Source organism: Pollutimonas bauzanensis (genome assembly GCF_900129885.1).
In the GTDB taxonomy this organism is placed as follows: domain Bacteria; phylum Pseudomonadota; class Gammaproteobacteria; order Burkholderiales; family Burkholderiaceae_B; genus Pollutimonas; species Pollutimonas bauzanensis.
On record NZ_FQXE01000012.1, the window covers coordinates 52,973 to 76,610 of the forward strand.

24 protein-coding genes are annotated in these 23,638 nt (G+C 64.1%); 16 read left to right on the forward strand and 8 right to left on the reverse strand.

Translation table 11 applies throughout. The features are described from left to right. Positions 1-109: 109 nt before the first annotated feature. From BUB23_RS19125 to BUB23_RS19135, 3 genes are read left to right on the forward strand one after another with little or no spacing between them, the layout of a single operon-like run. Positions 110-436, forward strand: coding sequence for a flagellar protein FliT (locus BUB23_RS19125; protein ID WP_073106304.1), 327 nt, complete (start codon positions 110-112; stop codon positions 434-436). Positions 437-438: 2 nt separating this feature from the next. Next, the gene (gene fliK, locus BUB23_RS19130) at positions 439-1,848 is read left to right on the forward strand and encodes a flagellar hook-length control protein FliK (protein ID WP_073106308.1); all 1,410 of its coding nucleotides are present in this window, start codon (positions 439-441) and stop codon (positions 1,846-1,848) included. Further along, positions 1,845-2,162, forward strand: coding sequence for an EscU/YscU/HrcU family type III secretion system export apparatus switch protein (locus BUB23_RS19135; RefSeq protein ID WP_073106310.1), 318 nt, complete (start codon positions 1,845-1,847; stop codon positions 2,160-2,162). Before fliK ends, BUB23_RS19135 begins: the two co-directional genes overlap by 4 nt. 28 nt (positions 2,163-2,190) lie before the next feature. Here BUB23_RS19135 and fliE read toward each other — a convergent pair whose 3' ends face one another. Then, positions 2,191-2,523: a flagellar hook-basal body complex protein FliE gene (gene fliE, locus BUB23_RS19140; RefSeq protein ID WP_073106313.1), complete on the reverse strand. Its 333-nt coding sequence runs from the start codon at positions 2,521-2,523 to the stop codon at positions 2,191-2,193. A gap of 359 nt (positions 2,524-2,882) precedes the next feature. Between fliE and fliF the strand changes: the two genes are divergently transcribed. The 13 genes from fliF (at position 2,883) to fliR (ending at position 14,124) form a co-directional block, all read left to right on the forward strand. Further along, positions 2,883-4,559, forward strand: a complete 1,677-nt coding sequence (gene fliF, locus BUB23_RS19145) for a flagellar basal-body MS-ring/collar protein FliF (protein WP_073106316.1) — start codon at positions 2,883-2,885, stop codon at positions 4,557-4,559. Continuing rightward, complete coding sequence (gene fliG, locus BUB23_RS19150) at positions 4,546-5,547, forward strand: flagellar motor switch protein FliG (RefSeq protein ID WP_073106318.1); 1,002 nt, start codon at positions 4,546-4,548, stop codon at positions 5,545-5,547. The genes fliF and fliG overlap by 14 nt, the downstream gene beginning before the upstream one ends. Next, positions 5,540-6,280, forward strand: coding sequence for a flagellar assembly protein FliH (gene fliH / locus BUB23_RS19155; protein ID WP_073106320.1), 741 nt, complete (start codon positions 5,540-5,542; stop codon positions 6,278-6,280). The genes fliG and fliH overlap by 8 nt, the downstream gene beginning before the upstream one ends. Continuing rightward, positions 6,280-7,770: a flagellar protein export ATPase FliI gene (gene fliI / locus BUB23_RS19160; RefSeq protein ID WP_073106322.1), complete on the forward strand. Its 1,491-nt coding sequence runs from the start codon at positions 6,280-6,282 to the stop codon at positions 7,768-7,770. Before fliH ends, fliI begins: the two co-directional genes overlap by 1 nt. Further along, positions 7,763-8,212 carry a flagellar export protein FliJ gene (fliJ, locus tag BUB23_RS19165; RefSeq protein WP_073106325.1) on the forward strand — a complete coding sequence of 150 codons (450 nt, stop codon included), beginning with the start codon at positions 7,763-7,765 and terminating at the stop codon, positions 8,210-8,212. The genes fliI and fliJ overlap by 8 nt, the downstream gene beginning before the upstream one ends. Positions 8,213-8,224: 12 nt before the next feature. After that, entirely contained in the window at positions 8,225-9,625 is a 1,401-nt protein-coding gene (locus tag BUB23_RS19170) for a flagellar hook-length control protein FliK (RefSeq protein ID WP_084136133.1), read from the forward strand. 175 nt (positions 9,626-9,800) lie between these two features. Then, entirely contained in the window at positions 9,801-10,301 is a 501-nt protein-coding gene (locus BUB23_RS19175; protein ID WP_073106330.1) for a flagellar basal body-associated FliL family protein, read from the forward strand. Continuing rightward, positions 10,302-11,312, forward strand: a complete 1,011-nt coding sequence (gene fliM / locus BUB23_RS19180; protein ID WP_073106332.1) for a flagellar motor switch protein FliM — start codon at positions 10,302-10,304, stop codon at positions 11,310-11,312. It begins immediately after the preceding gene. Further along, positions 11,305-11,862 carry a flagellar motor switch protein FliN gene (gene fliN / locus BUB23_RS19185; protein WP_073106335.1) on the forward strand — a complete coding sequence of 186 codons (558 nt, stop codon included), beginning with the start codon at positions 11,305-11,307 and terminating at the stop codon, positions 11,860-11,862. The genes fliM and fliN overlap by 8 nt, the downstream gene beginning before the upstream one ends. 7 nt (positions 11,863-11,869) lie before the next feature. Further along, the gene (gene fliO / locus BUB23_RS19190) at positions 11,870-12,202 is read left to right on the forward strand and encodes a flagellar biosynthetic protein FliO (RefSeq protein WP_073106338.1); all 333 of its coding nucleotides are present in this window, start codon (positions 11,870-11,872) and stop codon (positions 12,200-12,202) included. 72 nt (positions 12,203-12,274) lie between these two features. After that, positions 12,275-13,018 (forward strand): flagellar type III secretion system pore protein FliP, encoded by a 744-nt coding sequence (gene fliP / locus BUB23_RS19195; protein WP_073106604.1) that lies wholly within the window; start codon positions 12,275-12,277, stop codon positions 13,016-13,018. Positions 13,019-13,027: 9 nt separating this feature from the next. Next, positions 13,028-13,297, forward strand: a complete 270-nt coding sequence (gene fliQ / locus BUB23_RS19200; protein WP_073106341.1) for a flagellar biosynthesis protein FliQ — start codon at positions 13,028-13,030, stop codon at positions 13,295-13,297. A 38-nt stretch (positions 13,298-13,335) separates the two neighbouring features. After that, positions 13,336-14,124 carry a flagellar biosynthetic protein FliR gene (gene fliR / locus BUB23_RS19205; RefSeq protein WP_073106344.1) on the forward strand — a complete coding sequence of 263 codons (789 nt, stop codon included), beginning with the start codon at positions 13,336-13,338 and terminating at the stop codon, positions 14,122-14,124. Between the two features lie 99 nt (positions 14,125-14,223). On the opposite strand, the gene BUB23_RS19210 is transcribed toward fliR, so the two are convergent. The 7 genes from BUB23_RS19210 to BUB23_RS19240 form a co-directional block, all read right to left on the reverse strand. Beyond that, the gene (locus tag BUB23_RS19210) at positions 14,224-15,951 is read right to left on the reverse strand and encodes a methyl-accepting chemotaxis protein (RefSeq protein WP_073106347.1); all 1,728 of its coding nucleotides are present in this window, start codon (positions 15,949-15,951) and stop codon (positions 14,224-14,226) included. 74 nt (positions 15,952-16,025) lie between these two features. After that, complete coding sequence (locus BUB23_RS19215) at positions 16,026-16,577, reverse strand: hypothetical protein (RefSeq protein WP_073106350.1); 552 nt, start codon at positions 16,575-16,577, stop codon at positions 16,026-16,028. A 1-nt stretch (position 16,578) separates the two neighbouring features. Next, the gene (locus tag BUB23_RS19220; protein ID WP_084136134.1) at positions 16,579-18,072 is read right to left on the reverse strand and encodes a methyl-accepting chemotaxis protein; all 1,494 of its coding nucleotides are present in this window, start codon (positions 18,070-18,072) and stop codon (positions 16,579-16,581) included. Between the two features lie 129 nt (positions 18,073-18,201). Beyond that, positions 18,202-19,743 (reverse strand): flagellar hook-associated protein FlgL, encoded by a 1,542-nt coding sequence (gene flgL, locus BUB23_RS27440; RefSeq protein WP_073106352.1) that lies wholly within the window; start codon positions 19,741-19,743, stop codon positions 18,202-18,204. A 63-nt stretch (positions 19,744-19,806) separates the two neighbouring features. Next, positions 19,807-21,459 (reverse strand): flagellar hook-associated protein FlgK, encoded by a 1,653-nt coding sequence (gene flgK / locus BUB23_RS19230; RefSeq protein ID WP_073106354.1) that lies wholly within the window; start codon positions 21,457-21,459, stop codon positions 19,807-19,809. Positions 21,460-21,563: 104 nt separating this feature from the next. Then, the gene (gene flgJ, locus BUB23_RS19235; RefSeq protein WP_073106357.1) at positions 21,564-22,547 is read right to left on the reverse strand and encodes a flagellar assembly peptidoglycan hydrolase FlgJ; all 984 of its coding nucleotides are present in this window, start codon (positions 22,545-22,547) and stop codon (positions 21,564-21,566) included. 9 nt (positions 22,548-22,556) lie between these two features. Continuing rightward, entirely contained in the window at positions 22,557-23,624 is a 1,068-nt protein-coding gene (locus BUB23_RS19240) for a flagellar basal body P-ring protein FlgI (protein WP_084136135.1), read from the reverse strand. Positions 23,625-23,638 lie beyond the last annotated feature (14 nt).

The window sequence follows — 23,638 nt, forward strand, 5'->3', positions numbered from 1 at the left end:
ACCCCTAGTCTTTAACCTTTAAATATCATATGCTTGCCTGACCAACCTTATGCAAGCGCTTTTATCTTCGCCACCTCAATCCGCCCTAGACCGCCCCATGATTTTACCTATGAGCCATTCCTCGTCCATTTTGCGCCAGTACGAAATCATAGCCGGCATTTCCAGCAGCATGCTGGTGGAAGCGCGCGCCAACAACTGGGACCGGGTGGTCGCCCTGGGCGAGCAATACCAGGACGCCGTTGAATCCCTGCGCGCCATGGCCACGCTCAGCGATGAAGACCGCCAGGCGCGCAAAGACTTGCTGACCAAGATTCTCGATGACGACGCCCATATCCGCATGCTGGCGACGCCCGAGCTTGGCCGCCTGGGAATGCTGCTGGGCAATATGAAACGTCAGCAGACCGTCTTGCAGGCTTATTCCCATACTGTCTCGTAATCATGAGCATAGGCGGCCCCTCGGCTCTGGGCACCCTGTTGGTGCACCGGCTTGATTCCGTTCTGGGCACGACATTATCTCAGCAAGCCAACCTGGTCACCGGGGCGCGCCCGGACGCGGTAACCCAGCCGGGCAACCCCGAGCGGCCCGACGCCGCCCAGAACGAAACGCATCGCCAGCCGCGCGACAGCGTGGACCGCGCCACGGCGCAAACCGAACAGCAAGCCCGGCAGGCGATAGCCCGCGCCAAGCTGGATGCCCGCACGGCCGAATTGCTGGCGGCCCGCAGCGCGCCCAATACCAGCACCACCCGGTCGGCCCCGACCAGCCTGGGCCATGCCGCCAGGACGATATTGGCGCTGCTGGCGAACTATCCGGACCAGGATGCCGCGGTGCAAGGCAAGACGCCCTTGCTCGGCTCCCAGCCACGCCTTGCCGACGGCGCCCTGGCCGGCGGCGGCGCCGCGAACAATGCGGCGCGTTCCGACGCCGCCGCGGGCGCAAGCCGCGGCCTGAACAGCCCAGCGCCCGCAAGCGCCGGCACGGCCGGCCCGCTGGGCGGGCCGGCCGCCACCTCGGCTGCCGCCGCGCCGGCCTCAACGCAGGCCTCGGTGCCCGCCCAATTGGCGCAGGCGCTGGCGCAGGCCTTGCAAAGCAGCGGCATATTTTACGAATCGCACCTGAATAACCTGGCCTTCGGCAAGCAAAGCCTCAGCCAGCTGCAAATGGAGCCGCAGGCCCAGGTGGCACGCGGCGCGGTGGACGGCGCGGCGTCCGGCAACAGCGCAGGCGCCGCGCCGGCGCCGCCTAGCGCCTCCCATGCCCTTCCCCCCGCAGGCGCGGATAGCGCCAGCGCCGCGGGCCAGGGCCAGCGCGGCGAAACACTCCCTGGCCAGAACGCATCCGCCACTGCCTCCGCCGCCGCGCCGGGCGGCGCCAATCCAGGCGGCGCCGTGCCCGTGCCCGGCCTGGACCCGCAAACCCATCAACTGGTGCGCCAGCAACTGGAAGTGCTGGCCAATCAAACCTTTGCCTGGCGCGGCGAAGCCTGGCCCAATGCACCCATGGAGTGGGAAATCAATCGCCGTGAACCGTCCAGGGAAGACACCGATCTGTCGCCCGAAACCGAGCACTGGGCCACCCGCATCAATATCCAGCTGCCAGTGCTGGGCACGGTCCAGGCCAGGCTGACGCTGGCCGGACAGCAAGTGGTCATGCATTTGATTGCGCCGGAATCCTCGGCCTTGCTGAGCGAACATGCCGAGGCCTTGCGCGGACGCTATTCCGCATTGGGCCTGCAGTTGAGCCAGCTGTCGGTTGCCGACAATGCCTGGAACGCCGCCGCCGGCGGCCGGCAAGACGGCGCGGCGAACCCGCCGGGCGCTGGCGCCGATAACGGCTCCAGCTCATGACGGCCGGCACGCACGCCCTCGATGATGGCCGGCCGGTCGCCGTCGCCATTAGCTACGACAAGCAGGACGCCGCGCCGCGCGTCGTCGCCAAGGGCTATGGCACGCTGGCCGAAACGATTATCCGCACAGCCAGGGAAAACGGCTTGTATGTACATGAGTCGCCGGAGCTCGTAGGTCTATTGATGCAAATAGACCTCGACGCCCACATTCCCCCGCAGCTGTATGTCGCCATCGCCGAACTGCTGGCCTGGCTATATGCCCTGGAGGGCGGCAAGGGCGAAGAATTGCTGATGAATCGGCCAGCTGCTGGCTAGGCGCGCGAAGCGCCCCGCAAAACCAGCCCTATACCGCCATGCTGGCGATTTCCTGATAGGCGGCAACCAGCCGGTTGCGCACCTGCACGGTCGCCTGGAAGGCAATGCCCGCTTTCTGCATGTCTATCATCACATCGTTGAGGGCCACGTCGGGCGCGCCCAGCTGAAACGCGCGCGCCTGCGCGGCCGAACTGTTCTGCATATCGGACACGCGTCCCAGAGAACGCGCCAATTCCGCGGCAAAGCCGCCCGAGTCGGCCACAGCGCCCGCCGCAGGCGCCGACGTACCCGAGGCCGCCTGCGCGACGGCCCGCATCTGCGACAGCATGCTTTCGATTGCAGATAGATTTTGTATAGCCATATGTATAGATCCAAACGCCTGGGATTTTCACGCCTGCCTAATGTAGCGAAAATCGCGCAGCGGCAAGCGCCGCATCAAGGCCCAAAACACCGGTCTTTTCCCGCAATAGCGCCACCGGGCTCAAAGGCTATAGTCACCGCTCGGGACCCACTGAAGGCGCGCCGTGGCGCGTCTTGTCCGCCACGCATTCCATAAGAGCTAAATAACACCCAAAAGCAGTGTTTTTCGACGCTTGCCTGTTTGGCTTTCCACGCAATAATTCACACTCCCTTATTTTTGTCTTGCCGCATGTACACCTTGCCAACTACCAGCTCGACGTTCTCGCCACGCCAGAACCATTACAGCGCTAGAGGTCGTCAATGAGCCAACCGGCTGATTTGTTGGCCCGCTTTCCGGCACTTGCAAAAATAGGCACCTGGTCCAAGCCCGTACAACTGGGCCTCGCCGCGGCGGCCGTGGCCATCGTTGCCGTGCTGTTGCTGTGGAGCCGGGCGCCGGACTATAAAGTCCTGTTCTCGAATCTCGAAGATCGCGATGGCGGCGCCATTGTCGCGGCGCTCACGCAGATGAACGTGCCCTACCAGCTGGCCTCCACGGGCAACGCCATACTGGTGCCCGCCGACAAGGTCCATGAGGCGCGCCTGCAACTGGCCCAGCAGGGCCTGCCGCGCAGCGGCGAAGCCGGTTTCGACCTGCTCGACAAAACCCGCTTCGGCGCCAGCCAGTTCACCGAACAAATCAACTACCAGCGGGCGCTGGAAGGCGAGATCGTCAGTTCGATCCAGGCCTTGCACGCCGTGCAGAGCGCCCGCCTGCACTTGGCCATACCGCGCGAATCCTTGTTCGTGCGCGATCGCCAGGCGCCCACCGCGTCCGTGCTGCTCACCCTCTACCCCGGCCGCAGCCTGAGCGACGCCCAGGTCGGCGCCATTACCTGGCTGGTCTCGTCCAGCGTTCCCAACCTGACGGCCGACAAGGTATCGGTCGTGGACCAGAATGGCCGCCTGCTGACGTCCCCCAGCGGCGAAGCCGGCGCCGACAGCAGCCGGCGCAACCTGGTCAACGATATCGAATCGCGCACCGTCCAGCGCATCCTGACATTGCTCAACCCCCTGGTCGGGTCGGGCAATGTGCGCGCGCAAGTCAGCGCCGATATGGACTTCTCGCAGCGTGAACAGACGTCGGAAGTCTACCGCCCCAACCAGAAGCCTGGCGACGCGGCGGTGCGCAGCGAGCAGACCAGCGCATCGGTGCAGAACAATGTATTGCCGCCGGAGGGCGTGCCAGGCGCATTGACCAACCAGCCTCCCGCCAATGCCACGGCGCCTATCGTCACCGCGCCGCCGGCGCCGGCGGCGAATCAGAATCCAGCCAATGCGGGCGCCAATGGCGCGCCCGGCAACCTGGCCACCGCTCCCGCCGGCACTAACGCGGCACAGAACGGCTCGGCCAGTTCCCGCAACGACGCCACGATCAACTATGAAGTAGACCGCACCATCAACCACGTCAAGGAACCGCTGGGCAAGCTGCGGCGCCTGTCGGCCGCGGTCGTGGTCAATTACCGCAGCAACGACGGCAAGCCTGAAGCCTTGCCGCCGGAAGAGCTCGCAAAACTCAACGATCTGGTCAAGCAGGCCATGGGCTATTCGGCCGAACGCGGCGATACCCTGAGCGTCGTCAACAGCGCCTTCAGCGACGACACGCCGCCTTCTCCGCCGGTCTGGGAAAACCCGGTCTACCTCGATTACGCCGTGCAGCTGGCCAAGTACCTGTTTATCGCTCTGCTGGTCTTGCTGGTGTGGCGCAAGCTCGTGCGGCCGATGATGGAAACAGCCGCCGAGGCGAAGGTCCAGACCGACGCCGAGGCCGCCGAGATCGCCACCAACCGCGAGCAGATGGCCGCGGCGGAACGGCGCGCATCGGAAATCAGCCGCTACGAAGACAATATGACTACGGCCCGCACCATGGCCGAAAAAGACCCGCGCGCCGTCGCCATGGTGCTGCGTTCATGGATGGAAAAAAATGGCAACCGCTGATCCCAACCTGGACCGCTGCGCAATCCTCATGATGTCACTGGGCGAGGACGCCGCGGCCGAAGTCTTCAAATACCTGAGCGCCCGCGAAGTGCAGATGGTGGGGTCGGCCATGGCCAACCTCAAGCAGGTCACGCGCGCCGACGTGGACGCCGTTCTGGAAGAGTTCCGCCAGGAAGCCGACCAGTTCATGGCCGTCACCCTGGGTTCGGACGAGTACATACGTTCCGTGCTCACCAAGGCCTTGGGCAACGACCGCGCCGCCGGCCTGATCGAGGACATACTGGAAGCCGGCGACAACGCCAATGGCATAGACGCGCTGAACTGGCTGGACGCCACCAGCGTGGCCGAACTGATCGCCGACGAACATCCCCAAATCATCGCCACGATACTGGTGCACCTGGAGCGCGACCGCGCCTCGGGCGTCCTGGCCCTGCTTACCGAGCGCCTGCGCAACGACGTCATGCTGCGCATCGCCACCTTCGGCGGCGTGCAGCCGGCCGCCCTGCATGAACTGACCGACGTGCTCAACAACATGCTGTCGGGCCAAGGCGCCAAGCGCAGCAAGATGGGCGGCGTGCGCACGGCCGCCGAAATACTCAACTTCATGAATTCGACGGAAGAAGAGGCCGTGGTGAGCAGCCTGCGCGAACTGGACGCCGACCTGGCGCAGCGCATCGTCGACGAAATGTTCGTCTTCGAGAATCTGGCCGAGATCGAAGACACCGCCATCCAGCTCATTCTCAAAGAAATCGACACCACCTCGCTGACTATCGCCCTGAAGGGAGCGCCCGAAGAGCTGCGCGAGAAGTTCTTCAAGAATATGTCCAACCGGGCCGCCGAAATGCTGCGCGACGATCTCGATGCGCAAGGGCCGGTGCGCATGTCCAAGGTCGAGGAAGAACAGAAGAACATTGTCCAGGTCGCCCGCAAACTGGCCGAGGCGGGTCAATTCACCCTGGGCAGTCTTGGAAACGACGAATATGTCTGACAAGCAGATTGGCAACTACCAGGAAGCCGATATGTGGAAGCGCTGGGAAATGACGTCGTTTGACGCTCCCGCGGCGCCTGTCAGGCAGGCGCCGGCGCAAAAGCCCGCGCCCAAGGCGGCCGATTTGTATGCCGAAGTCAAACGCCTGCGCAGCGCCGCGCAATTGAGCGGCCACGCCGAAGGCTATGCCCGCGGCCATGAGCAGGGTCTGGCGGCGGGCACCGAAGAAGGCCTCACGGCCGGGCATGAGCAAGGATACAAGGCCGGCTATGACGCGGGCCATGCCGCCGGACGCGAACGCGCCGAGCAGGAAGCCGGGCAGCTGCAATCCCTGGCCCGGGCCTGCGCCGACTCGCTCGCCTCGATAGAGGCGGAAATGGGCCAGGCCTTGATTTCCCTGTCCATCCGGATCGCCGAACAGGTTCTGCGCAGCACGCTGGATGCGCATCCTGAAAAAATACTGGACCTGGTGCGCGACATCACCCATCTGGACAGCAGCAAGGAAGCCATGCTCAAGCTGCGCGTCAATCCCGCCGACCTGGACCTGGTCGACCAGTACCTGCAGCATGACATCGGCGTCAACCATTGGCGGCTGCTGGCCGATGAATCCATCGAGCGCGGCGGCTGCCTGGCCGAAACCGTCCTGGGCAACATCGATGCGACGCTGCAGACCCGCTGGCAGCGCGTGACCTCGACGCTGGGGCATAAGCTTGCCGGCGCCAAGAAGGCCTGATGTCCAAGACGACCGAGCTCCTGGCCACCTCCACCGCCCGCTGGCAGGCCCAGCTTGAAGCGGGAGCGAGACGGGTCGCCGCGACCGAGTCCTGGCATGTCAGCGGCCGCATCACGCGGGCCACCGGTCTGGTCCTGGAAGCCACCGGCCTGCGCCTGGCCGTGGGCGCCGCCTGCAAAATAGAAATTTCTCCCGGCCGGGATTACTGGGCCGATGCCGAGGTGGTCGGCTTCCACGGCGATACCTTGTACCTGATGCCGCAAAGCGATATTTCAGGCCTGCCTCCGGGCGCCAGGGTGGTCCCCATCGAACCGGGCATCCAGAGCCATGTTCCGCTGCCCCGGCAGGCGCTCGACGAACTGGGGCCTCCGCCCATACTGTCGCGCCATCTGCCGGTCGGCGACGCGCTGCTGGGCCGCGTGCTGGACGGCGCGGGACGTCCGCTGGACGATCTGGGCCCCCTGACCCACATCGGCTCGGCGCCGCTGGGAGCGCAAATCATCAACCCCCTCTCTCGCGCGCCGGTGGACACCGTGCTGGACGTGGGCGTGCGCGCCATCAATGGCTTGCTCACGGTGGGGCGCGGCCAGCGCATGGGCCTGTTTGCCGGCTCCGGCGTCGGCAAAAGCGTGCTGCTGGGCATGATGGCCCGCTACACCAAGGCGGATGTGATCGTCGTCGGGCTCATCGGCGAACGGGGCCGCGAGGTCAAGGAATTCATCGAACACAACCTGGGCCCCGAGGGCCTCAAGCGCTCGGTCGTGGTCGCCGCCCCGGCCGATGTATCGCCGCTGCTGCGGCTGCAGGGCGCGGTATACGCCACCAAACTGGCGGAATACTTTCGCGACCAGGGCAGGCATGTGCTGTTGATCATGGACTCGCTGACCCGCTACGCCATGGCCCAACGGGAGATCGCCTTGGCGATAGGCGAGCCGCCCGCCACCAAAGGCTATCCGCCTTCGGTGTTCGCCAAGCTGCCGGCGCTGGTCGAACGCGCGGGCAATGGCGCCCCGATAGGCGACAAGCCCGCCGGATCGATTACCGCGTTCTATACGGTGCTGACCGAAGGCGACGACCAGCAGGACCCGATCGCCGACGCGGCGCGCGCCATCCTCGACGGCCACATCGTGCTGTCGCGCAGCCTGGCCGAATCGGGCCACTACCCTGCCATCGACATCGAGGCCTCGATTTCGCGTGTCATGTCCGCCATTGTGCCCAAAGAGCAGTTTGCCCTGGTGCACAAATTCAAGCAGATGCTGTCGCGCTATCAGCGCAACCACGACCTGATCGCGGTGGGCGCCTATACGCCGGGCAATGATCCGCAGATCGATCAGGCCATCGAAAAATACCCATGGCTGGAAGCCTATTTGCAGCAAGGCATTGAAATGCACGTCGATTACGCGGCGGCGACCGGCGAATTGCAGACACTACTGGGCCAGGGCGGCGAACCATCGCAAGCGTCCGCGCCGCAAGGAATGAACCATGGCTAGCGCATCTTCGCTGAACACCTTGATCGGGCTGTCCAAGGACGGCGCCGACAAGGCCGGCAAACAGCTTCAGTTGCTGACGGCCGAGCGCCAAAAGGCTGAAGCCCAGCTCTCGACCTTGCAGGTTTACCGCCAGGATTACGCGCAGCGCCTGCAGAAAGCCACCGAATCCGGGCTCTCGGCGTCGAACTACCACAACTTTAGGCAGTTTATCGCCACTTTGGATGAGGCGATTTTGCAGCAAAATAGAGTCGTCGTACAGATGGACGCCAAAATCGAGCAGGAGCGCCAGCAATGGTATGCCGAGAAGCGCCGCTTGAGCTCTTTTGAAGCGCTGCAAACGCGCCAGGCGCGCCAGCAGACTCTGCGCGACAACCGTAGCGAACAACTCGCCAGCGATGAAATCTCGGCGAATTTGTACCGCCGGGCACACCACTCTCACTGATCAGGGCCAGCCATGAACACACCGACGATTTCTGCTGCCTTGCCGGCTGCTCCCAGCAATCCGGGGCGCGCCCAAACGGGCGCCAGTGCCGAGGCCGATGCCGCCAGCCCGAGTTTTTCCACTGTATTGACGCGCCGGCAGGGCCAGCAGCCGGCGCAGGACGCCGCCGCGCCCGCCAAAGGCGCCGCAGCGGCAGGAGTCAAAGGCCAGTCCGACGCCAAACCCGGTGCCAAGCCGGGCGCCAAACCAGGCGCCGCTGACAGCGCCGACGAAGAGGCGCTGGCCCAATTGGCCGGCGAGCAAGGCTTGAGCCTGCCGCAAATCGCCTTGAATATAGCCGCCGAAGCCGCCCTCGCGGTAGCGGCGCAGCGGCCTGGCGCAGGCCGCGCCGCAGCGCCCGCCGCCGCGCCGGCGGCGGGCGCTGCCGGCGCCCCGCAGGGGCGCGACCTGCCCGGCGGTGATTTGCGCGCCGCGCTGGCCCGCGGCGCCGATGCCGGCCCGGCGCAGACCAAGGCCAGGACCGCGCCCGCGCAGGCGGGCAAAGATAGCCGGCCCCAGGCAGCCCCGCAGGCGCCCGATACCGCGGCTGCCGCCGGCGACAAGGCGGCGCCCCTGCCTTTGCCCGCGGGTTTTGTTCCGGTACAGTCCGCCGCGGCGCCGCATCAGACCGAACTCAACGCCCGCAAGACGGGCAGCCCGACCGGCGCAAGGCAAACCCAGCTTGCCGCCCAGGCTCAGCTGCGCGCAGCCGATGGCAATCCCGGCAAAGCGCCGGCGGCCGAATTCTCGGCCATCATGGCCGATGTCGCCGCCAGCAAGGCAAGCGCGTCGAGCGCCGCGCCCCAGGCCGACCTCAGCGCCGCCCAGGCCGGCTCCATCAGCGCCGCCGCCGGCGCGCCCGCAAACTCCACCCCGCTCCCGGGCAATATGGGCCCGGCCGTCAACAGCGGCGCGCAGCCGGCCCTGCCAGGCATCGCGACGCCCCTGCAAAGCCCGCAGTGGGCTTCCGACTTTGGACGCCAGTTTGTCTCCCTTACCCAGGGCGGCCACAATATGCCGCACACTGCGGAGCTGCGCCTGGATCCGCCCGAATTGGGGCCTCTGCGCATTTCCATCAATATCAGCGACAATGTGGCCCATGCCATTTTCACGTCGCCCCACGCCGCGGTGCGCCAGACGGTGGAAAACGCCCTGCCGCAGCTGCAGCAGTTGCTGGCCCAAGCGGGCATATCGCTGGGGCAAACCAGCGTCAGCGACCAGGGCCAGCCGGAACAGGCCTTCAACGAGTCGTTTGGCGCCAGCCGCAAATCCTCGATAGCCGCCACGGGCGGCGCGGCGGGAGCCGCCGACCTGTCGGCGCGTCCGGCGGCGCGGGGCCGCGCGCCCGACGCGCTGGTCGATACCTTTGCCTGACCAGGCCGGGCGCCCGCCCAAACCCCGGAGCTAACGAGTATTCATGGTCTTATTCGTCGCGATCACAAGTGTTGCGCTCGGGCACAATGGGATACTTTGAACAATAGTGCCCATCGGCACGCCCGCGCAGCGCACAATGGCAACTTCCTACAACCGATCCACTAGCCGACCGGCCATGGCAAAATCAGAACCCAATAAAATCCTCAAAGCGATCAAGACCCTGTTCCTGGTCGCGCTCATCATTGCCGCCAGCGTAGGCGCGACCTTTCTGTATTACCAGCAAACCGGTTTCGGGCTGGCCAACGCCGAGATCCCCGAAGAAGCCATCCCCGCGGCCAGGAAAGCGGCCGTGCAATTGCCCGCGCCTATCTTCACGCCGCTGGAGCCGTTTACCGTCACGGTGCGCAATGAGCAAACGCAACGCATCCTGTATGTGGCCATCACCTTGCGCATGACCGACGAAGCCTCGCGCCGCATGGTCACCGAATACATGCCGGAAGTGCGCGACCGGGTGCTGAGAAAGCTGGCCGAGCAGCAGCCCGACCGCGTGCAGACCCCGGAAGGGCGCCAGGCCCTGGTGCAGAGCCTCAGCGCCTCGCTGCAGGAGCCTTACCTGCCGCACAACAAGGGTCCCGATATCACCAGTGTGCTGTTTACCGCGTTCGTGGTTCAATAAATGTCATATCAAAGCCTTCTCTCGCAAGACGAAGTCGATGCACTGCTGGCCGGCGTAACCGGCGAAAGCAATGAAAAGACTCGCGAGGTCGAAGACCTGAGCGGCGTACGGCCTTACGACCTGAGTTCGCCCGACCGCGTGGTGCGCCACCGGATGCAGACGCTGGAGCTCATCAATGAGCGCTTCGCCCGCCGCCTGCGCTCGGTACTGCTGAGCTTCATGCGGCGCAATGCCGACATCACCGTCGGCACCATACGCATACAGAAATATTCCGAATTCGAACGCAATCTGCCGGTGCCCAGCAACCTGAACATGGTCACCATGAAGCCCTTGCGCGGGGCGGCGCTGTTCACCTTCGACCCCAACCTGGTATTCCTGGTCATCGACAGCCTGTTCGGCGGCCATGGCCGCTACAACACCCGGGTGGAAGGACGCGACTTCACCACCACCGAGCAGCGCATTATCCGGCGCCTGCTCAACCTGACGCTGGAAAGCTACGGCAGCGCGTGGGAACAGGTCTATCCGATCGAGTTCGAGTACATACGCTCGGAAATGCACACCAAGTTCGCCAGCATCAGCAGCGGCAATGAAATTGTCGTGGTGTCCTCATTCAATATAGAACTGGGCTCGTCCGGCGGCAACCTGAACATCTGCCTGCCCTATTCCATGATAGAGCCGGTGCGCGACCTGCTCACCCGGCCGCTGCAGGAAGCCAATGTCGGCGCCATCGATCAGCGCTGGATGCAGCAGTTGTCGCGCCAGGTGCGCAGCGCCGACGTAGAACTGGCTGCCGATTTCGCCCACATCCAGACCAGTATCGCCGAACTCATGAGGCTGCAGGTCAATGATATTCTGCCCGTTGAAATTTCGCCGGCCATCACCGCGCATGTGGGCGGCGTACCGGTAATGGAATGCAGCTATGGCACATTCAATGGCCGCTATGCCCTGCGCGTGAACAAGATACTGGCGAATTCCGAAACCGAACTCACACAAGCAAGAAAACATGACTGATCCCAACAAAGATCCCGCCCAAGACAAGGCCGCGTCCGACAGCGGCGACATCGACTGGGCGGCCGCGCTGTCCGAACAGGCCGCTCATACGGCGAGCTCGTCGACCCAGGCCGACGGCCTGGCCCAGGAGGTCGACGACTGGGCCAGCGCCCTGGCCGAACAGACCGCGACGCAAAACGCCGCCCCCGCCGCCGCGCCAGGGGCGCAGCCGGCCGCGCCCCTGGCCGCGAGCCCCGCGGCGCATGTGTTCCAGCCGCTGATCAATGCCGATATCGAAGGCAGCAGCGACATCGACATGATCATGGACATCCCCGTGCAATTGACGGTGGAACTCGGGCGCACGCGGCTGACCATCAAGAATATTCTGCAGCTTGGCCAGGGCTCGGTCGTGGAGCTGGACGGCCTGGCCGGAGAGCCGATGGATATCTTCGTCAACGGCTACCTCATCGCCCAGGGCGAGGTCGTGGTGGTTGATGAAAAATACGGCATACGGGTCACCGACATCGTGACTCCATCGGACCGCATCAGCCGGCTCAACAGCCGCCGTTGAACCGATCATGCACGAAGCCGACGTACTTCGCCTTGTCGTCAGCCTGACTTTCATCGTCATGCTGATACTGGCCGGCGCGTGGCTGACGCGCAGGGCCGGCTGGCTGCGCACCGGCGGCAACCAGTCCATCAGGGTGCTGGGCTCGCAGAGCCTGGGCGCCAAGGCGTATGTGGCGCTGGTCGAAGTCGAGGACGCCCGCTTGGTGCTGGGCATAACCAGCGGTCAGATATCCTTGCTGCATACTCTGCCGCCCGCGGATCCCGGCGCCTCTCCCCCGCAGGCCGGCGCTCCGGCGCGCGGTTTCGCCGCCATGCTGGGCAACGTCATGAAAGGCCGCTGAGTGCGCCTGCCTGTTGCCACCGCCATGAACCGCTTTCTTGCCCTGGCCCGCCGCGTCCTGGATGCGCCGGCCATGCAGGTGTGGATATTGCTGGGCATCTTCCTGCTGACCCTGTGCCTGCCCTCGGTCAGTTTTTCCCAGACGCTGCCCGCCATTACCTCCACCACGGGCGCCAACGGCAGCCAGACCTGGTCCTTGAGCATACAGACGCTGGTCATGCTGACCATGATGTCCTTCCTGCCCGCCATGCTCTTGATGATGACCGGCTTCACCCGCATCATCATTGTGCTGGGCCTGCTGCGCAACGCCATGGGAACCGGCGCCTCGCCTCCCAATTCGGTGCTGATCGGGCTGACGATGTTCCTGACCTTCTTTGCCATGGCGCCGGTCTTCGACCAGATATACGAGCAGGCCTACCAGCCGCTGAGCGCCGGGACCATTTCCTTCGAGCAGGCGCTGGACCGCGGCGTCAAGCCTTTGCATACTTTCATGCTGCGCCAGACGCGCGAAGCGGACCTGTCGCTGTTCGCCAATATGGCCAATGTGCCGGAAATGCAGGGCCCGGAAGAAGTGCCCTTGCGCATCCTCGTGCCGGCCTTTGTCACCAGCGAATTGAAGACGGCGTTCCAGATCGGCTTTACCATCTTCATTCCCTTCCTGATCATCGACCTCGTGATCGCCAGCGTGCTCATGGCATTGGGGATGATGATGGTGCCGCCGGTAACCATATCGCTGCCGTTCAAGCTGATGCTCTTTGTGCTGGCCGATGGCTGGCATTTGCTGCTGGGATCGCTGGCGAGAAGTTTTTATCAGTAAGGGGAAGGCATGAATTCCGAAACCGTCATGTCGATGACATATCTGGCCATGAAAGTGGCGCTGAGCATGGCCGGCCCCCTGCTGCTGGTGACCCTGGCGGTAGGCCTGCTCATCAGCATTTTCCAGGCCGCCACGCAGATCAATGAAATGACCTTGTCCTTCATTCCCAAGCTTCTGGCGGTGGGGGCGACACTGGTATTGCTAGGGCCCTGGCTCATCAGCACCATGGTCGACTACATGCGGAACCTGCTCTCGCAGATACCCGGCCTGGCGTCATAGCTCCCCGCAACCGGGACGACAGACGCCGATGAAACATCATGATTTCCGTTGACATCGACCAGCTCTACACCTGGATCAACGCCTTCCTGTGGCCTTTTTTCCGTATCCTCGCCCTGCTGGGCACGGCGCCGCTGCTGGGCGAGTCGTCCATCCCCACGCGCGTCAAGGTCGGTTTCGCCGCCATCATCGCCGTGGCGATCGCCCCCACCCTGGCACCCATGCCCGCCGTGCCTACTGCTTCTTTCGCGGGCATATGGATAGCCGTGCAGCAGGTCTTTATCGGCATGGCGCTGGGGCTGACCATGCGCATAGTGTTTGCCGCGGTGCAAACCGCGGGGGAATTCATCGGCCTGCAAATGGGTTTGTCGTTCGCTTCCTTCTTCGACCCGGCGACCGGCGCCAACACGGCCGTGCTGTCGCGCCTCATGAATGTGGTGGCGATGCTGGTCTTCATGGCGCTCAATGGCCACCTGCTGATGCTGGGCACTTTCGCGCACAGCTTCGACATCCTGCCCATAAGGATGGGAGCGCTGGACCCCAATGGCTGGGGCGTGCTGTTCGAATGGAGCTCGCAAGTCATGGTGTCGGGCATGCTGCTGGCGCTGCCCCTGATTATTGTGCTGCTCACCATCAATCTATCGCTGGGCATCCTGAACCGCACGGCGCAGCAATTATCCGTTTTCGCGGTCGGCTTTCCCATCAGCCTTCTGGTGGGGCTAACCTTGCTGGCGATAGTGCTGCCCCAGACCACCCCCTTCCTGTCGCGGCTGTTCGACGCGGGCTATGCCAGCATGGCCCGGCTGGTGCAGGCCCTGGCCGGCGCCTAGAATCATTGCGCGGCGGCGCTCGATTAAAAAGCTTCGGCGTCCGATATCGGACGCCGAAGCTTTTTTCATATGCCCGCCTGCGCGGGTGCAATCAGAGGATCAGGAATACGACCCTTGCAGGGCGTTGTAGCCCGCCGGGCCCGACACACCCGCGGCCTGCGCCGGCATGTCTATGACTTCATTGGCATTGATCTTGAAGACGGCCACGGCCTCGGTCAGACGCGTGGCCTGTTCCTGCAGGGAACCAGCGGCCGCCGCGGCCTCTTCCACCAGCGCGGCGTTTTGCTGCACGGCGCTATCCATTTCGGACACGGCCCGGTTCACTTGCTCGATGCCGTCCGACTGCTCGGTCGAGGCCGATGAAATTTCGCCCATGATGGTAGTGACGCCCTGGACCGAACCCACCACTTCCTGCATGATGTCGCCGGCCTGGCTGGCCTGCTTGGCACCGGATTGCACCTTGAGCAGCGATTCTTCGATCAAGACCTTGATTTCCTTGGCCGCCTGGGCGCTGCGCTGGGCCAGCGAGCGCACTTCGCCCGCCACCACGGCAAAGCCCTTGCCCTGCTCGCCCGCGCGAGCCGCTTCGACCGCGGCATTCAGGGCCAGGATATTGGTCTGGAAGGCGATGCCGTCGATGACGCTGACGATCTCCGACATCTTGGCCGAGCTGGTGGAGATTTCGTCCATGGTGGTAACCACCGCCGACACGGCCTTGCCGCCGCGCAGCGCCACTTCCGAAGCGCCCTTGGCGAGCTTGTCGGCCTGTGTGGCGTTGTCGGTGTTCTGGCGCACGGTGCTGGACAGCTCTTCCATGCTGGCCGCCGTTTCCTGCAAGGCCGCGGCCTGCTGCTCGGTGCGGCTGCTCAGGTCGGTGTTTCCCATGAAAATCTCACGCGAACCCAGGTTGATCTCCTCGACGCCCTGGCGCACGATGCTGACGGTGCGGGTCAGGCTTTCCTGCATGCGCCGCAAGGCCTCGTACAGCACGCCGATCTCGTTGCGCGACTTGACTTCTATGCGCTGGGTCAGGTCGCCGCCGGCGATGCGGTCGAAATGCGAGCCCGCCTGGACCAATTGCTTGACGACGACGCGGCCGAACACGATGCGCATGACTATCATCATCACGAAGCCTATCAGTATCGCGATGCCTATGGCCACCATGGCCTGCCGGAATTCGACCTCGGCCTGCACGAAGAACTCTTGCTGAAACTTGTCTATGTAATCGGTAAAGGTATTGATGGACGCTTGAAACGCTTCGCTGCGCGCGATGCCGAATTCGCTGTTCACGAAGTAGAAGGTCGTATAGTCGTTGCTGTCGAGCGCCTGCACCATGGGGTCGATGCCGTCATCCAGATAAGGCTGATAGGTGCTGACGATGCGGGTCGCCAGGCGGCGGCCGTCCACGGTCTCGGGCGTATTCTTGCGGAACTCGTTGAAGTCCATCTTCACGGACGCCAGTTGCCGGTTCGCCTCGTCCAGCATGGCCCGCGCGCTGGCCTGCAGCTTGGGGTCGTTATTGACCGCGGCCTCTTGCTGGAAGCGCGCGGCGCTCAATAGCGAAACCCGGGCGGCCATCATGTCGCTGCCGAGCCCGGCCACCCTGCGGCCGCGCTCATTCTGGCGTTCCATGCTGCGCACGCCTTCATAATTCTCGGACAGGAACCATGCCGCCATGCCGCCTACCGCAATGATCAGGACCATGAAGGTGGCCAGCACCAGCATCAGGATGGTGCTTACCTTGGCGTCGGCGAACCGGAAGCGGCCGCGGCTGGCGCGCTTCTTGCTCTTTTTATCGTTGGATGAGGACTGCATGGAATCAGACATAATTAGACCTGGATAGCGTTATGGATCTCGGCTCGGGAGACACGAGAGCGGCGAACATATGAAGCAAAGCGAAACTACTGCAGCAAGGGGTAGGACACCGCGGGTTTATACAGGGCGCCAGGGGTGGCGGCGCCTCGTGCCGGAACGGCATGTGGGCCGTCCGCGGGTATAGCGGCGGCGGCCGGGTATTGCACAGCGGCGCCCGCGGGCGCTGCGCCGCCGGACAGGGCGTTTGCCTGCGCCGCGGGAGTATCCACACGGTTTCCGGCGTCGAACATATCGGCGCGCGGAATATTGTCGCTCTTGACTATCCGTTCAAACCGGCCGTCCGGCCCGAAGGCCAGCCAGAGCTCCTGATTGAAGTAGACGGCATCGGTCACCAGGCTGGCCTTGTGCGACCAGCGCGCCATGGCGGAGCCGTCCTGCTGGCGGTAAGTGTCGGTGGGGTCGGATTTCAGCAGGCTGCTGGCCTCGGCCAGCGTGGTCCGGCCCGGCTCGATAAGGCGCAGCGCCGACGAATCAAAGGAACTGCCTGTCGTGCTGCAGGCCGCGAGGCCAAGACCGCAGGCAGCGGCGACCAATACGCCGCTGGATAATCTGCGCAACACGGCAAGAAAAGCCTTCATTTTAGAATTCGACCCAATCATCGTCGGTGGCCTGCATGCGTCCCGGCGCGTTGCCGGCTGGCTTGACCTTTATCGCATCCAGGCTGTCGCCGTTGGCGTTTACCGCCCCCGGCCGGGCGGCGCCCGGGCCTTTGGCGGCGGCCGGCGCCGTGCGCTGCTGCGCCTGTTTGCCAGGCGCGGCATTGCCGGTAGCGCCGCCGTGGCCGAGAGCGGCCGGCCGCGCGGCTGGCGCCTTGCCCTGGGCGGGCCGGCCGCCGGCCGGCGCATGGGACATGGCGGGGCGCTTGAGCGTGGATTTGATTTGCGTGGCGGCCACATCGATGACCTGGTTGTCCAGCGTCTTGAACACCGCCAGGACGCCGGTCACATTGGATACCTGCTCGCCCAGGCCGCTGGCCGACGACGCCGCTTCTTCGACCAGGACGGCGTTCTGCTGGGTGACCCGGTCCATCTGGTTTACCGCATGGTTGATCTGGTCTATGCCGGAGGCCTGCTCGGTCGTGGCGGCGGAAATCTCGCCCATGATGTCCGTGACGCGCGCCACGGACGAGACGATTTCCTGCATGGTGGAGCCGGCCCGTTCCACCTGGGTGGAGCCTTCGGTGACCTTTTTGACCGAATCCTCGATCAGGCCCTTGATTTCCTTGGCGGCCTGCGCGCTGCGCTGGGCCAGAGCGCGCACTTCGGACGCTACCACCGCGAAGCCTTTGCCCTGCTCGCCCGCGCGGGCCGCTTCCACCGCGGCGTTCAAGGCCAGGATATTGGTCTGGAAGGCAATGCTGTCGATCACGCCGACGATATCGGAGATTTTCCGCGAACTGGCGGAAATGGCCTGCATGGTGGTGACCACTTCACCCACCGCCTGGCCGCCGCGCTGGGCCACGTCCGAGGCGCTGGCGGCCAGCTGGTTGGCCTGCCTGGCGTTATCGGCATTCTGCTTCACCGTGCTGGCAAGCTGCTCCATGCTGGCTGCGGTCTGCTGCAAGGCGGCCGCCTGCTCTTCGGTGCGGCTGCTCAAATCGGTGTTGCCGGCCACGATATTCTGCGAGCCCGCGCTGATCTCGTTCATGCCGTAGCGCACCGTGCCCACGATGCGCCCCAGGCTGTCCTGCAGGCGCTTGAGCGCCACGTAAAGCACGCCGATCTCGTTCTCCGACGATACATCGATGCGCTGGGTCAAGTCGCCCGAAGCGATGTGGTCGAAGTAGGCGCCCACTTCTTTCAAGGGGCGCAGCACCGTGCGCGACAGCGTGAGATAGGCCCACAGCGCCAGCACGATGGCCAGCACGACCAGGCCGATGAGGACATAGCGCGACCGGTCTATGCCTTGCGTTACCGCGGCGCTGACGGCGTTCTTGTCGCCGGCCCCGGCGAGCTGGGAAAGGATGTCCTGCTGGCCGTACCAGCCCACCGCCACCGCCGCCAGCGTCAGCAGCGACAGCAACAGCACGACGATAAAAAGACTGGTCTTAAGTTGTAATTGCCTGAATAGCATTGCTGGTTCTCGCTTGTTGTCTCGGGCCGCGCGGACCATGAGCCTGGTATCCGCTGGCGGCGCTTATCTGTATACGTGTTGACTGTGACAGGAGGCGCCATCGAAAGACGCCCCCGCTGTTTTCTTGCATTAATTCGATGACATATTGAACAGGCCTATGCTCTGGATCTTCTTGAACGCCAGCGAGGCCGCTTCCAGCGCCGAAGTGCGCAATTGCAGCTGGGTGGTGGCGGTGTAGTAATCCACCTCTTCCAGCTTCGAGAGCTGCGAGCTGTAGCTCAAGGCGCGCATGCTGCCATTGGCGTCCAGCGCCTCGATTTCGTTGAGCCGCGAACCGACCGACGCGCGCACGGTAAGGACGTTGTTGTAGTTGACGTCCAGGCGCTGCATCGCGCTGGCCAGGATGTTCTGGAACTTGGCGGCGGCTACGGGATCGTCCTCCATAGGCGTCGCCAGGGCCGCGATGATGCTGTCCAGCGTGTCGAAAATATTCAGGTCGGTCTGGTTGCTGGAGTCCGCGGCGCGGACTTCGAACGTGTCCCCGTCCGCGGGGGTTCCGGCGACCTTGACCTGCATGCCGTAGGGAAGCTTGAGCACCCCGTTGGCATCGGCGCTGTACGATGGGTCGGTAGGCAGCACATTGCCGCCTGCGTCCTTCACTTCGACTTCGTAGCTGTCGGTGGCTTCGACATACTTGATGGTGAACACATTGCCGCTGTCGGCCAGCGCCGGGTCGACGGCTATGGGCGAGCTCATGGTGGCGGCATTGCTGTTGCCGGGAAGCGCCGTCGCCGCGTAAGCGGGCAGGCTTATCGGGTCCACCGTGAAGCTGTCGCCGGCTTCGGGCGCGCCGGAAAACTTGACCTGCACCCCGCCGGGCAGCGTCAATGACGTGTCCGTGCCCGGCGTATAGGTGCCGGTGACAGCCGGCAGCACGGCTGCGCCCGCCGGGTTTCTTACCTCGATCGTGTACTCGGTGGGGGACGTGAAGGTAATCTTGAAGGCATTGCCGATATTCACACCCTTGGCGTCGGTGATCGTCGCCGTGCTGATGAGGCCTGTTCCTATATTGCCTGCCGTATCGGCCTTGGTCAGATAGCCGCTGGTGCCCGGCGCGGGCCGGTTGAAAATGTCCGAACCCACGTCGCTGCCTGGTATCTGGCGGGTCTGGTCGGCCTGTATCTTGCGCTGCCCCGTGTCCCCCATGTAGACGATCCTGCCGCCCACTTCCTGGAAGGCGGCGGTGCCGCCCTGGGCGCCGGAGAAAAGATACTGGCCGCTGCCATCGGTGCTGTTGGCCAGTCCCAGCAGGTTGCTGCGCGCGCTGATCAGCACATTGCTCAAGGTCGCGCGGTCGGCGTCGGACAGCGTGCCATTGCCCGCCTCCACCAGCCGCGTCTTCACATCCTGCATCAGGGTGGTCACCGAATTCAGGGCGTTCTCCGCCGTCCCCAGATTGGTCTTGGCGACATCGCGGTTGGCGGCGAAGCGCGCGTTCAGCGACTGCGACTGGCTGATGTTGATGGCCTGCGCCGCGGCCAGAGGGTCATCGGCCGGCGTCACCATGCGCTGCCCGCTGGCCACCTGCTGATACAAATGCATCAGGTCGGATTGCTGAGCATTGATGGAATTAAGTCCCGTCTGGAAAAACAGGGTGGAACTAATACGCATGGCGAAAATCCTGAAAAATGGAGCTCAAACTAAAGGGTTGCTTGCACCAGCCGCACGAGCAGCTTAAGTGCGCAGGCCCAGCAAGGTGTCGAACAAGTTCGAACTGACTTCGATCAGCCTGGCCGCAGCGCTGTACTGCTCCGTGTAGCGGGTCAGGTTGACATATTCCTCGTCCAGGTTCACGCCTGACACCGCCTGCTGCGCCGCAAAATTCTGCTGGATCAGCGCCGCCTGCGCCTTGGCCGCCGTGGCATTCTGCTGCGTCTGCACACCGACCTTGTTGACGATCTGCGAGTAGGCTTCGTTCAGGCTCATGGTGCCGTTGCCCAATACCTTGTCGGTCTGCAGCTTGGCCAGCGCGAGCGCGACGTCGCCGTTGGCGGTGCCGGTATCCACGCCCGCCGCGGCTATCTTGGCGGGATCGTTGATGGCCAGCGACAATCCGCCGGCCGCCGCGCGCGTGGGCTGGACCAGCCAGGAATCGCCCTGGGCCGCGGCGCCCGCCGACAGGTCGAACGTGAGCCCGTCAAGAGTGGCCTTGCCGTCGGCATTAGGCTTGAGCGCGGTGATCGTGCCATTCGGTATGCTGGTGGCAATGTAGTTCGCGCCGTCGTATTCGATACGGTAATCCTGGCCGCTCAGTTGATTGACGTCCTGGAATTCCACTCCGATCACCGCCGAGCCGGCATTTTTCGCGCCGGGTATGGGCGTGATCGGCCGCAGCGCGAAAAAGGCGCCGCCGGGAACGCCGTTCAGGTCTTCGCCGGTCGCATGGATGCCGTTGACCGCCGTGGCCAAGCCCGCGGCCAGGCGCCCCAGGCTGTTCTGCACCGCATCCAGCGAGTCGCGGCGATAGGTGATCAAGCCGCCTAGGGTCCCTCCCTTGATGGAGGACTCGCTCATTTCCACCGTCAGCTTCTTGCCGCCGCTGCCTACCGCGGTGTAGGAGATCACCGTGCGGGAAGGGTCGGCCGCCGATGGCTGGGCGACCAGGGGGAACACCGTGTCGCCGCCCAGCAAGACCTGGCCGTTACCCACGGTGAGGTTGAAATTGCCGTTTTGTTCGAGGACCTTGACATCCACCAGTTGGCTCAATTCGGACACCAGTTGGTCGCGTTGATCGAGCAGATCGTTGGGTTCGTGATTGGAGCTGGTGGCGCGCGCCGTGGTGATCTGATTGTTGAGGTCGCGCACGCGCTCTACATAGCTGTTGATCTGCGTGACGGTCGTCGTGATTTGCGTATTGATATTGCTGCGCTGGCTGTCCAGGAAGGCATTGGCGTCGTTGATTTGCGACACCAGACTGGAGGCGCGGCCCAGCAATTCCTGGCGCGCGGCGCTATCGGCCGGGGCCGTGGCCACCGCTTGTACGCCATCGAAAAACTTTTGCAGGGCGGGCGTGATGCCCACGGTGCGATCGGCGAACAGATTGTTGACCTGCGAAATCTCATTGCCGTAGGAAACCAGCGCCGCGCCGTTGGACTGGGCGTTGACCAGTTGCCTGGCCAGGAAGCCATCATAGGACCGCTGCACCGTGACCGCCTGGACCCCGCGGCCGATATACCCCACGCCCGTGCTGGTGGCGCCGGCGGTCTGCACCAGGACCGACTGGCGGTTGAAGCCGTCGGTGGCGGCGTTGTTGATGTTGTGGCCGGCTGTCTGCAAGCGGTTCTGCGCCGCGTTCAAGCCAGATAGACCCAGGTTGGCTAAATTCATGAAGGATTCCGCTTTTAGTCAGGCTGATGCAAGCATCCACCCGTATATCAAGACTATGTACCGCATTAACGACAGCAAACCCGAAAGGTTTAGCCCTTCAGGTTTCAAATTCCCCGCTTGGGCCCCGTGTCGAAATAGCTCATAATGGAAATCAGTTTTTCCGCGTAAGCCGGATCCGTGGCATAGCCGGCCGCCTGAATCTTGTGGGCGGCTTCCTCGGCGGACGGCGCGGCCACTACATCGCTATAGCGCTTGTTCTGTCCGATCAGGCGCGCATAGTCGGCAAAGGATTCGGCGTATGACTCATAGGCGCGAAATGGCTGCACTACCTTGCGCGCGACGCCGTCTTCGTATTCGGTCGTCGTGATGTTGGCCACCTTGCCTTTCCAGTTGGGGCTGGCCTTGATGCCGAACAGGTTATAGGTGTTCGTGCCGTCCTCGCGCAGGATTTCACGCCGGCCCCAACCCGATTCGAGCGCCGCCTGGCTCAGTATCAGCTTGGCCGGCACGCCACTTTCGCCGGCGGCCAGTTTGGCGGCGTCGGACATCTTCGCCACGAAATCCTGTATATGCCCGGGCGCGCCCCGGATGGCGGAATAAATCTTTTCGCCCAGCGGGTTCCTGGTCAGCAGGTCTATCAGGCCGGAAATCGACGAGGCGTCGTTGCGGCGGTCTTCGCCTATGCGCGAACGCAGGCCCGGCAGACGCGAGGCGGCCAGTTCGGGCATGCCGGCCTTGCCGTCCGGCGCGTCGCCGCCACCGCCCTGATTGCCCCGGATCTGGTTGAGCAAGGCTTGCGCCAGGCCGATACCGGGATCGGCCAACTGCAAGGACATTTGTTCGTCGCCCATGCTTTGCGCCAGGCGCGTCTGCTGGCTGTCGAATACCGTCGGGCTGGCCGACTGGCGCGCCTGCTTGAGCATTTGCTGTATGAACAAGGCCTCGAATTGGCGCGCGACCTCTTTCTGCTTTTCGACCGGCGCATCGGCGCCGGCGCTCACGCCCCGCTTCAGGCTGTTCAGGCCGCTGAAATCCAGCGATGACGCGGTGGTGTTGCCGGGGCGGGGGGTATAGTGCACGAGAGACATGATCGACCCCTAGATGATTTCCAGGTCGGCGCGCAAGGCGCCGGCGCTCTTCAGGTTCTGGAGGATGGACAACAAGTCTTGCGGCGTGGCGCCCAGGGCGTTCAGCGCCTTGACGACATCGGCCAGGTTGGCGCTGGTGCGCACGCGCTGCACGCCGCCCTTGTCCGATTTCATTTCGATCTGGGTGTTCTGGGTGACGACGGTCTGGCCGCCGCCGAATGGGGTGTCGGGCTGGTTGACCTGCGCTTCCTGGCTGATGACGACGGACAGATTGCCGTAGGCAATGGCCGCCTCGTCTATCGTGACGGTGCGATTCATCACCACCGAGCCGGTGCGGGCGTTGATGACGACCTTGGCGCGGGCCGGCGGCAGGCTGACCTGGAGGTTCTCGACCTGCGACAGAAACGCCGCCTGGGCGGCCGGATCCTGCGGGCCGCGCAGTTGCACCACGCGGCCGTCCAGCGCCGTCGCGGTATTCGCGCCGAATCGCGTGTTCAGGGCCGCGACCATGCTCTGCGCGGCGCCGAAGTCGGTGGTGTTCAATTCCAGGTTGACGATGCCGTCGCGCGCGTAAGTGGTGGGCACGCTGCGCTCGATGATGGCGCCATTGGAGATGATGCCGCCGTTGAGCTGGTTGACCTGCACGCTGGAGCCGCCGGCCGAGGCGCCCGCCCCGCCGACCAGCAGATTGCCCTGGGCGATGGCATATACCTGGCCATTGGCGCCCTTCATGGGCGTCATCAGCAGGGTGCCGCCGCGCAGGCTCTTGGCATTGCCCATGGACGACACCACCACATCGACGGTCTGGCCCGGCTGGGCGAAGGCCGGCAGCCTGGCGGTCACCATCGCGGCGGCCACGTTCTTGACCTGCATATTGGTGCCCTGCGGCACGGTCACGCCCAGCTGCGACAGCATATTGGTCAGGCTTTGCTGGGTGAAAGGCGTCTGGCGGACCTGATCGCCGCTGCCGTCCAGGCCCACGACCAGGCCATAGCCGATCAACTGGTTGGCGCGCACGCCCTGTATGGAAGCCAGGTCCTTGATTCTTTCGGCTTGCGCAGTGCTTAAAGCCAACATGCACAGCGCGCCAA

Bases quoted from the DNA above. Each gene is read 5' to 3' on its own strand.
- BUB23_RS19170 (WP_084136133.1), top strand. From the start codon at position 8,225: ATGAACACACCGACGATTTCTGCTGCCTTGCCGGCTGCTCCCAGCAAT.
- BUB23_RS19175 (WP_073106330.1), top strand. From the start codon at position 9,801: ATGGCAAAATCAGAACCCAATAAAATCCTCAAAGCGATCAAGACCCTG.
- fliR (WP_073106344.1), top strand. From the start codon at position 13,336: ATGATTTCCGTTGACATCGACCAGCTCTACACCTGGATCAACGCCTTC.
- BUB23_RS19220 (WP_084136134.1), bottom strand. From the start codon at position 18,072: ATGCTATTCAGGCAATTACAACTTAAGACCAGTCTTTTTATCGTCGTG.
- fliH (WP_073106320.1), top strand. From the start codon at position 5,540: ATGTCTGACAAGCAGATTGGCAACTACCAGGAAGCCGATATGTGGAAG.
- flgK (WP_073106354.1), bottom strand. From the start codon at position 21,459: ATGAATTTAGCCAACCTGGGTCTATCTGGCTTGAACGCGGCGCAGAAC.
- fliG (WP_073106318.1), top strand. From the start codon at position 4,546: ATGGCAACCGCTGATCCCAACCTGGACCGCTGCGCAATCCTCATGATG.
- fliQ (WP_073106341.1), top strand. From the start codon at position 13,028: ATGAATTCCGAAACCGTCATGTCGATGACATATCTGGCCATGAAAGTG.
- fliN (WP_073106335.1), top strand. From the start codon at position 11,305: ATGACTGATCCCAACAAAGATCCCGCCCAAGACAAGGCCGCGTCCGAC.
- BUB23_RS19135 (WP_073106310.1), top strand. From the start codon at position 1,845: ATGACGGCCGGCACGCACGCCCTCGATGATGGCCGGCCGGTCGCCGTC.
- BUB23_RS19125 (WP_073106304.1), top strand. From the start codon at position 110: ATGAGCCATTCCTCGTCCATTTTGCGCCAGTACGAAATCATAGCCGGC.
- fliF (WP_073106316.1), top strand. From the start codon at position 2,883: ATGAGCCAACCGGCTGATTTGTTGGCCCGCTTTCCGGCACTTGCAAAA.
- BUB23_RS19210 (WP_073106347.1), bottom strand. From the start codon at position 15,951: ATGTCTGATTCCATGCAGTCCTCATCCAACGATAAAAAGAGCAAGAAG.
- fliJ (WP_073106325.1), top strand. From the start codon at position 7,763: ATGGCTAGCGCATCTTCGCTGAACACCTTGATCGGGCTGTCCAAGGAC.
- flgJ (WP_073106357.1), bottom strand. From the start codon at position 22,547: ATGTCTCTCGTGCACTATACCCCCCGCCCCGGCAACACCACCGCGTCA.
- fliE (WP_073106313.1), bottom strand. From the start codon at position 2,523: ATGGCTATACAAAATCTATCTGCAATCGAAAGCATGCTGTCGCAGATG.
- BUB23_RS19215 (WP_073106350.1), bottom strand. From the start codon at position 16,577: ATGAAGGCTTTTCTTGCCGTGTTGCGCAGATTATCCAGCGGCGTATTG.
- fliO (WP_073106338.1), top strand. From the start codon at position 11,870: ATGCACGAAGCCGACGTACTTCGCCTTGTCGTCAGCCTGACTTTCATC.
- fliK (WP_073106308.1), top strand. From the start codon at position 439: ATGAGCATAGGCGGCCCCTCGGCTCTGGGCACCCTGTTGGTGCACCGG.
- fliI (WP_073106322.1), top strand. From the start codon at position 6,280: ATGTCCAAGACGACCGAGCTCCTGGCCACCTCCACCGCCCGCTGGCAG.
- BUB23_RS19240 (WP_084136135.1), bottom strand. From the start codon at position 23,624: ATGTTGGCTTTAAGCACTGCGCAAGCCGAAAGAATCAAGGACCTGGCT.
- fliP (WP_073106604.1), top strand. From the start codon at position 12,275: ATGCAGGTGTGGATATTGCTGGGCATCTTCCTGCTGACCCTGTGCCTG.
- flgL (WP_073106352.1), bottom strand. From the start codon at position 19,743: ATGCGTATTAGTTCCACCCTGTTTTTCCAGACGGGACTTAATTCCATC.
- fliM (WP_073106332.1), top strand. From the start codon at position 10,302: ATGTCATATCAAAGCCTTCTCTCGCAAGACGAAGTCGATGCACTGCTG.